The sequence below is a fragment of the Kitasatospora sp. NPDC127035 genome, from assembly GCF_042726075.1.
Lineage (GTDB): Bacteria > Actinomycetota > Actinomycetes > Streptomycetales > Streptomycetaceae > Kitasatospora.
On the sequence record NZ_JBHXDN010000026.1, the window covers coordinates 103720 to 112684 of the forward strand.

The following is an 8965-nucleotide window of genomic DNA, read 5'->3' on the forward strand; positions in this document are numbered from 1 at the left end:
GTTCGTCCACGATCCGCTCGCCCGCGGCCCGACCGTCCGGCGCGGGCCTCGACTCCTCCGCCACAGGGCCGCTCATCTCACCGGCGGGGCCACGTCGGCGCGCGGCTCGGCGGCCAGGTGCTCACCGACCCGCTTGACCAGCAGGGCCATCTCGTAGGCGATCTGGCCGATGTCCGCCTCGGCCTCGCTCAGCACGGCCAGGCAGCTGCCGTCGCCGGCCGCGGTGATGAAGAGGAACGCCTCGTCGAGTTCCACCATGGTCTGGCGGACCCCGCCGACCTTGAAATGCCCACCGGCGCCCTTCGCCAGGCTGTGGAAGCCTGCGGCGACGGCGGCCAGGTGCTCGGCGTCCTCCCGTTCGAGGCCCCGCGAGGCACCGGTGGCCAGCCCGTCGCTGGAAAGGATCACCGCGTGCCGCAGGGCCGCGACACGTCCTACCAGGTCGTCCAGAAGCCAGTTGAGGTCTCCGGACGACTGCGTCGACAAGGTCATGAATCTGTTCCTTCCGCTGGTGCGGGTGGTGCGGGTGGTGCGGATCGAGCCGGTCGTACGGGTCGTGCGGGTGAAGCCGGTCCTGCGGATCGTACGGGCGCTGCGGGTGGTGCGGTGCGTGCGGGCGGTCCCTCGGTCAACGGACCGGCGGGTGCGCCCGGTTCCGCGAGCGGGAGCGCGGCCGGGGCGATCCTGGCCGGCGGCCGGACGGGCGCGCGGCGCGCCAGGGGCGCGGTTTCGCCCGCGGCGGGACCGGGCAACGCCGGGGGCGCCGGTGCCGGAGCGATCGCCCGGCGGTCCGGGTTCTGCGGCAGCCAGGCGGCCACGGGCGGGGGCGCCGTCGCGGGCCCGGCGTCCGCCGCCGGGCGCCCCGCCCCCGACGGGCTGCCGGCGGTCCGACCCCGGGTGAAACCGCGTTGGAAGGAGGCGAAGGTGGCCCGGGCCTCCTCGGGCGAGCGCTCGCGCGCAGGGTCGGCCTCAACGCCGTCGGATCCCGCGCCCTGCCGGGCCGCAGCCCGGTCCCGCAGCTGCGGGGCGAGGCTGGCCTGCCGGACGCGGCGCGGGAGGGCGCCCGGGCCGGCGGCCCCGGCGGCCGTGACGCTCCGTCCGGGCGCGGCGTCCTGCGGGACCGTGCCCGCGGCCGGCGCCCCGTCCGACGCCGCCCCGGCGGCGGGCACACCGTCCGGCGACAGGACCCCGGGAGCGGAGCCGTCCTCCCGGCGGTGCCGTCCGGTCCCCTGCCCGGCGGGCTCGCCGGCGGGCGCCGGCACCAGGACCGGCCCGCCGCCGCGGGAGCGGCGCGGCAGACCGCCCGGTGTGCGGGCAGGCTCAGGAGCCGAGGGCCGCGGTCCGCCGGCGCCGCGGTGCCGTCCGCCCTGACCGCTCGCACCCGCCGACCGTCCGGCGCCGCCCGGGCCGTCGGCCCGGCCGTCCTCGCCGGCACCGTCCGGGCCGAGCGCGGGCACCGCGACGAGGTCCCGCTGCCCGCGCCGCCCCGCCACCGGGCGCCGTCCACCGGACGGGCCGGTCGCCGGCCCGGCGGCCGGGCCGCCGTAGGCGCCGCCGGTGCCACCGCCGTACGGGCCGCCCGCCGAACCCGTGGCCGGCGGCGGTTCGGGCAGTCCGTCCGGCGCCTCGGCCAGCAGTTCGCGCGGGATCAGCACCACCGCGGTGGTGCCGCCGTACGGCGAGGGCCGCAGGTGGACCCGGATGCCGTGCCGCCGGGCCAGCCGGCTGACCACGAACAGGCCCAGCCGGTCGGTGTCGGCGAGGTCGAACTCCTGCTCCACCGCGAGTCGTTCGTTGATCTCGGCGAGCGCCGAATCACTCAGCCCGAGTCCGCGGTCGTCGATCTCCAGCGCGAAGCCGTGCGCCACCACCTCGCCCTGGACGGTGACCTGGGTGCTCGGCGGGGAGAACACCGCCGCGTTCTCGACCAGTTCGGCGACCAGGTGGGTGACGTCCGCGACCGCGCTGCCGAGCAGCCCGGTGCCCGGGAACGGCCGGACGATCACCCGCGCGTAGTCCTCGACCTCGCCCACGGCGGCGCGCACCACGTCCACCATCCGCACCGGCTTGCGCCAGGCCCGGCCGGGCGAGCCGCCGGCCAGGATGATCAGGCCCTCGGCGTGCCGGCGCATACGGGTGGTGAGGTGGTCGACCTTGAACAGGTCCTCCAGCTCCGCCGGGTCCTCGGTGCGCCGCTCCATGGTGTCCAGCAGCGTCAGTTGGCGGTGCAACAGCACCTGGCTGCGGCGGGCCAGGTTGACGAAGACCGCCGAGACGCCGCGGCGCAGTTCGGCCTGCTCGACCGCCGCCTCGACGGCGGCCCGCTGCACGGCGTTGATGGCCCGCCCGACCTGGCCGATCTCGGCGGAGCCGAACTGCAGCTCGGGCGCCTCGGTCGCGACGTCCACGGCCTCGCCCTTGCGCAGCCGCAGCATGACCGAGGGCAGGCGGGTGCCGGCCAGTTCGTTGGCCGCGTTCCGCAGGCCGATCAGCTCGCGGGCCAGGCCGCGGCCGATCCGGTAGGAGATGACGATCGACAGCACCACGGCGACCAGGCCGATCACACCGGCGATGCCGCCGCGCCAGAGCATGCCGATCGCGTAGGAGTGCTCGCGGTCGTCGATCGTGCCGGCCAGCCGGGTGTTGATCGCCGCGAGGTCGCCCAGCGCACGGTCCGCGGTCTCCCGCCACGCGTCGCCGTTGATCGCCTGGACCACCCGCTCCGGCCCGCCCGCGCCGACGAAGTCGGCCTCGGCCCGCGCCAGCGCGGCCCACGCCTCACCGCCGCGCAGCGCGATGTAGTCGGCCTGGTCGGCCGGGTCGAGCTCGGCAATGTAGACGGTGAACAGCGCCTGCTGGTTGTGCAGGGCGTCGATGGCCACCTGGTACTGCTCCGCGGTGGGCCGACCGGTCGCGGTCCGGAGCCCCTCCATGGCCGCGTCCTCCTGGGCCAGGTACTCGCGGGCGCGCACCAGCTCGATGAGGATCGTCCCCTGCCGGGGCAGTTGGCCGCTCTGGCGGGCGACGAAGGCGGACCGGAAGCCGAAGGTCGGCTTGATCAGGTCGCTGTACTGGCCGAGCGTGAACTCCCAGTTGAGCGCGCCGCGGTTGATCTGGGAGCGCAGCGGTGCGAGCTGGTCGGCGGCGGCGAGGACCTGGAGGAGTCGCCCGCGCTGGGCCTCGTCGAGCCGGCCGCCGTCACCGTCCTTCAACTGCCGCAGCAGGGTGAGGCTCCGGTCGGTGGTGGCCTGGGCCTGTTCGAAGGCGTCCCGGGTGGCCCGTGAGGCGGGGTCGGCCAGCCGCTTGACGGCGGCCCGGCGCTCGACCTGGAGATCGTGTGCGTACCGGTCGACCGGGGGCCCGAACTTCCTGTACGTACTGCTGATCTCCAGCCGGCTCCAGACGTCTCCGGTGGTGGCGAGCGTCGCGTACACCCAGAGGGCGGTCAGGGCGACGATGGGCACCAGGAGCAGCGCGATGATCTTCGCGCGGATCGAGCTGCTGCGCAGACGCATGGAGTCCTCGGTCGGGAAGTGCCAGGCGCGGACGGGGTGCGGGGGTGGAGCGGTGCGCGGACGGGCGTCCGAGCGGGGTCCGGACCTGGGCTCCGGGCTTGGGAGCCGGGCTGGGCGGGAGCGGTGTGGGGGCGGAGCGGGCGTGGAGCCGGGCGGGGCGGGCGGAGCGTGAGCGGGGCGACGCGGCACGGGGGCGGGCGGAAGGGAGTGCGAACGACAAGTGGTACAGACCAAGCCTGGATCGAGTACGGACCGGTGCCGATTCGGGCCCGGCCGGGGAGGTCCGGCCCGAAGTCTGCGAGAGCCTACTACGCCCTGACCACTCGTTCGAGGGTCGAACCCGTCCTCTTCCCGCACCCGGCCGGATCGTGTCCGGATCGTTCCCAAGATCCCGGATCCCGCCGCATTCCCCCGGGTCCGGAGCCGCCCCCACCCCGGCACTCCCCCCCTGGACCGGTGCCGATCTCGTCGCGTCACGGTCACAACCCTGGGCAGTCGGGGAGCTATCCGATAGTTTCGCTCCACCTGCAGGAGGGATCGGGGTGATCGGGGGGATCGTGCGCGAGTTCACCACCCCCGCCCCCGCCGGACCACCGGTCACCGGCGGACTGGCCGACTCGCTGTACGACACCGCCGACCGCTCCCCCGGCCTGGTCCAGCTGGCCCGCCGCGACGGCGGGGCGCACGGCGCCCCCGGCGGCGGGTGGCACGAGGTGTCCGCCGCGGCGTTCCGGGACGAGGTGCTGGCCCTCGCCAAGGGCCTGCTCACCCGCGGCGTGCGCTACGGCGACCGGGTGGCCCTGATGTCCCGCACCCGCTACGAGTGGACGCTGTTCGACTACGCGCTCTGGTCGATCGGCGCGATACCCGTCCCGATCTACCCGACCGCCGCCCCGGAACAGGTCCGCTGGATCCTCGCCGAGACACAGGCGGTCGCCTGCCTGGTCGAGAACGAGGACCACGCGATGACGGTCGGCGCGGTCTGCGACGCGTTACCCGAGCTGACCGGCATCTGGCAGCTGGACCGGGACTGCGTCGCCTCGATCGTCGAGGACGGGCGCGGCGTCCCCGACGCGCTGGTCCACCGTCAGCGGCTCGGCGTCTCGCCGGAGAACATCGCCACCGTCGTCTACACCTCGGGCACCACCGGCCGCCCCAAGGGGTGCCTGATCACGCACGCCGGCCTGGCGTCGGCGGCCGACGCGCTGCTCGACGGCTGGGGCGACATCTTCGCGGACACCGGCGGCGGCCAGGCGTCCACCCTGCTCTTCCTCCCGCTGGCGCACGTGTACGGGCGGATGGTGCAGATCGCGGCGGTCCGCGCCGGGTTCCGGATCGGCCACGTCCCCGAGGTGTCGACCGACTTCCTGCTTCCCGCCCTCGCCTCGTACCGCCCGACCTTCCTGCACGTCGTCCCGTACGTGCTCGACAAGGTGTTCCAGCAGGCCCGGCGGGCCGCCGAGGAGGCGGGGCGCGGCGAGCTCTTCGAACAGGCCCGTCAGGTGGCGGTCGACTGGGCGACCGCACGGGAGCAGCGCGCCTTCGGACAGGGCCCCGGTCCGGGCCCCGGCCTGCGGCTGCGTCACCTGGCCTACGAGCGGACGGTCTACCAGCGGCTGCGCGCGGTGTTCGGGGGCCGGGTGCGCGGCGTGATGTGCGGCGGTTCGACGCTCGACCGCGAGGTCGCCCTCTTCTTCACCGGGATCGGCTTCCAGCTGTACGAGGGGTACGGGCTGACCGAGACCTCGGCCGCCGTCACCGCCAACCCCGCCGGACGCCGGCGGGCGGGCACGGTCGGCCGGCCGGTCCCCGGCGCCACCGTGGCCATCGCCGACGACGGCGAGGTGTGGGTACGCGGCCCCGGCGTCTTCGACGGCTACCTCAACCACCCGCGCTGCACGGCCGAGTCGCTGTACGACGGCTGGTTCGGCACCGGCGACCTCGGCAACCTGGACGAGGACGGCTACCTGACGATCACCGGCCGCAAGAAGGACCTGATCGTCACCAGCAGCGGCAAGAACCTCGCCCCCACCGCCCTGGAGAACCGCGTGGAGGCGCACGCGCTGGTCTCCCAGTGCCTGGTGGTCGGCGACGACCGCCCGTACGTGGCCGCGCTGATCACGCTCGACCCGGCGGCCCTGGCGCACTGGCTGAAGTCGCGCGGGCGCGAACAGCTGGACCCGTGGGCGGTGCTCTCGGACGCGGACCTGCACGCCGAGATCCAGCGGGCGGTGGCGGCGGCCAACACGGCCGTCTCCCGGGCCGAGTCGATCCGCGCGTTCCGGCTGCTGCCGCGCGAGTTCGGGCTGGACCAGGGACTGATGACGCCGTCACTGAAGCTTCGGCGGGCGGCGATCACGGAGTACTACGCGGACGACATCGAGGAACTGTACGTCCCCTGACGGGTCGTCTTGTCCCGTTTGCCGCCCCGGAGACGGCGCACGGTTCACCGGCGGTTCCCTTGACGATCCGAGTGGTCCAGTCCATTGTTGCCTCGGTCTGAGTGCGGCACGCCCAAGGCTCCCGCCCCTCGGGGAGCGCCCCAACCCGTTCTCCGCGCGCCCTCCCCACGGGCGCGTCCCCCACGCAGGAGTCGCCACGTGTCCATGTCCTCGCGCCTGTCCGCGCGCCTGTCGCCCCGCCCGGCGGCGCACGTCCCGCCCCGCCCGGCCTCCCCGCGCGCCACCTCGCGGGTCGCCGCCCGCCTCTCCGCGCTGGCCGCCTCGGCGGCGCTGCTGGCCGCCGGCTTCGCCGCGCCCGCCTCCGCGGACGCCCCGAACGCCTCCGCGCCCTCCGTCAACATCGCCACCAACCCCGGGTTCGAGATCCCCGCGTCCTCGCTCGCCGAGTGGGGCAGCGTGCCCGGCTGGCGCTGCACCGGCGGTCCGGCCGAGGCCGCCCTGACCACCGTCGCCCCCCACTCGGGCACGTCCGCCCTCGGCGTCACCCCGGCCGGCGACGACTCCACCGGCGAGTGCGTGCAGACCGTCTCCGTGCAGCCCAACACCACCTACACCGCCTCCGCCTGGGTCCGCGGGAAGTACGTCTTCCTCGGGGCCACCGGAACCGACCGCCCGACCGCCCCCGCCTGGACGGAGAACACCAACGGCGGCTGGCAGCGCCTGACCACCCGCTTCACCTCCGGACCGACCGCGAGCACCGTCCGCCTCTACGTGCACGGCTGGTACCAGCAGGGCCCGTTCGCCGTCGACGACGTCCAGGTGGACGGAGCCCTGCCCGCCCCCGCGACCGGTGCGGGCTCCGTGCCGACCAGCGAAAAGGTGGTCTTCTTCACCGTCGACGACGGCTGGCAGCGCACCCCCGAGGCCGAGCGGTTCATCACCGACCACAAGCTGCCGATCACCGCCTTCCCGCTGCCGATGCCTGCCGCCGCCGACCCGGGCTTCTTCCAGCGGGTCACCGCCGCCCCCGGCTCGTCCATCCAGAACCACAGCGTCTCGCACGCGGACCTCAGCACGCTCTCGCTCGCCGAGCAGCAGGTGGAGATCTGCGACGCCCGGGACGCCCTGACCCGGACCTTCGGCACCACCCCGACCGTCTTCCGTCCGCCGTACTTCGCGTGGAACGCCGTCACCCTGCAGGCCGCCGCCAACTGCGGCTTCCGCCACGTGCTGACCGCCAACGCCGACTTCAGCTGGGGCGCCTCCAACGTCTGGCACGAGGGCACCCTCTCGCCCGGCGACGTCGTGCTGCTGCACTGGACCGACACCCTCGCCACCGACCTCCCGCGCGCGCTGGCCGCCGCCGAGGCCGCCGGCCTCAAGCCCGCGGGCCTGGCCTCCTACCTGCGCTGAGACCTCCGCGGCAGGGCGCGTCGCCGGTCCCCAGGGACGGGCGACGCGCCCTTCGTCCTGTCGCGACCGGGTGACGGCGCGGGTGGGTGAACGCGTGGGCGCGTGGCGGCCGTGCTCCTCGACGCCGCCCCGACCGGCCCGGCGGCCCTCCGGATCCCGCTCGTTGACAGACGGCGGGCCCGGTGGCTCTAATGATCAGGTGCAGCGTGGCGCCGGCCAAAGAGAACTGGGCCGGCCGGTGGCCGAGCGAGCACCTTTCACCGAGGGACGATGCGCGATGAGTTCACACTCCGCTCCCCTGATCTGACCCGAGCGGCCGCGGCGGTTGCCCGCGCGCTCGCTTCGTCCTGTCGCCTGCCGCGCCGGAACCGGTGTGCCGCTGTGGCCTTCACTCCCCTCGTTCGGAGACTCCACAGACGTATGTCCGTTTCTGCCAGTCCCATCTCCCCGTCCGATCCCCCCGGCTCGTCCGGTTCCTCCGATTCGCTCACCCCGCCCGGCTCGTCCGGCTCGTCCGACGCGCCCGATCCCCGGTCCTCCGGTTCCTTCGACTCGTTCAACCAGGCGGTCGTCGCGGAGTTCCGGTCCAACGGCGGACGGGTCGGCGGCCCCTTCGAGGGCGGCGACCTGCTTCTCCTCACCACCTCCGGGGCCGTCACCGGCCGGCCGCACACGGTACCGCTCGGGTACGTGCGGGCGGAGGGGCTGCTCCTGGTCATCGCCTCGGCGGCCGGGGCGCCCGAGCACCCGCAGTGGTACCGCAACCTGCTCGCCAACCCGGTGGTCGGGGTGGAGCTCGGCACCGGGACCTTCGACGCGGTCGCCGTTCCGAGCGAGGGCCCGCGACGGGACCGCCTCTTCGCGGCCGCGGTGCGCGCGGCCCCCGGGTACGGCGACTACCAGACACTCACCGACCGGGTGCTCCCCGTCGTCGTGCTGGAGCAGTCCGGCACCGAACCGGCCGGGGCCGGGTCCCCGGAACCCCGTGAGGTGGCGAACCTCGCCGACAAACTCCTGGAGGTGCACACCTGGCTGCGCTCCCAGTTGCGGCACGTACGGGCCGAGACCGAGGCGCACTTCGCTCGCGGCCCGGCGGCCGCGACCGGGCGGGCGCCGGAGGGCCGGTCGGCGACGGGCGGCCGGTCGGCGGCGGGCGGAGGTCCGGCCGCGGACTCCGGGAACGCTCCGGCGCTCGGACTGCAGATCCGCCAGCACTGCCTGGCGTTCTGCCAGGGCCTGACCGTGCACCACACCGGCGAGGACCAGGGCGTCTTCCCGGCCCTGGCCCGCAGCCACCCGCACCTCCGGGAGGTGCTCGACCGGCTGGCCGACGAGCACCGGGTGGTGACCCGGCTCAAGGACGAGCTGGTCGCGCTGGTGTCCGACATCGGCGCGGCCGAACCTGAGCGGTTCCGGGCCGAGCTGGCCCGGATGTCCGCCGAACTGGAGGCCCACCTCGCGTACGAGGAAAGGGAGCTGCTGCCGGCGCTCGCCCTGATCCCCTTCCCGCCGGGGCGGTGAAGGCGGCGCCCGCCCGGCCGGCCCCCGTGGGCGGTCCCGCGGGGGCCCCCCGGGGGGGGGGGGGGCGCCGCGCGGGGGGGGGGGGGGCGGGCCGGGGGGGAGGGCGGGGCGGGG

5 protein-coding genes are annotated in these 8965 nt (G+C 75.2%); 3 read left to right on the top strand and 2 right to left on the bottom strand.

What is annotated here, in order from left to right; genetic code table 11:
• Nucleotides 1–72 precede the first annotated feature (72 nt).
• Both ACFWIC_RS19735 and ACFWIC_RS19740 read right to left on the bottom strand, forming a co-directional pair.
• Nucleotides 73–492 (bottom strand): roadblock/LC7 domain-containing protein, encoded by a 420-nt coding sequence (locus ACFWIC_RS19735; protein WP_329880538.1) that lies wholly within the window; start codon nt 490–492, stop codon nt 73–75.
• Nucleotides 489–3515 (bottom strand): nitrate- and nitrite sensing domain-containing protein, encoded by a 3027-nt coding sequence (locus ACFWIC_RS19740; RefSeq protein WP_380519571.1) that lies wholly within the window; start codon nt 3513–3515, stop codon nt 489–491. Before ACFWIC_RS19740 ends, ACFWIC_RS19735 begins: the two co-directional genes overlap by 4 nt.
• Nucleotides 3516–4072: 557 nt before the next feature.
• Here ACFWIC_RS19740 and ACFWIC_RS19745 point away from each other — a divergent pair.
• The 3 genes from ACFWIC_RS19745 to ACFWIC_RS19755 all read left to right on the top strand — a co-directional run bounded on the left by ACFWIC_RS19745 (nt 4073) and on the right by ACFWIC_RS19755 (nt 8851).
• Complete coding sequence (locus tag ACFWIC_RS19745; protein ID WP_380519575.1) at nt 4073–5917, top strand: AMP-dependent synthetase/ligase; 1845 nt, start codon at nt 4073–4075, stop codon at nt 5915–5917.
• A gap of 204 nt (nt 5918–6121) precedes the next feature.
• Complete coding sequence (locus ACFWIC_RS19750) at nt 6122–7330, top strand: polysaccharide deacetylase family protein (RefSeq protein ID WP_380519572.1); 1209 nt, start codon at nt 6122–6124, stop codon at nt 7328–7330.
• Nucleotides 7331–7750: 420 nt separating this feature from the next.
• Nucleotides 7751–8851 (top strand): nitroreductase/quinone reductase family protein, encoded by a 1101-nt coding sequence (locus ACFWIC_RS19755; protein WP_380519573.1) that lies wholly within the window; start codon nt 7751–7753, stop codon nt 8849–8851.
• Nucleotides 8852–8965: the final 114 nt, after the last annotated feature.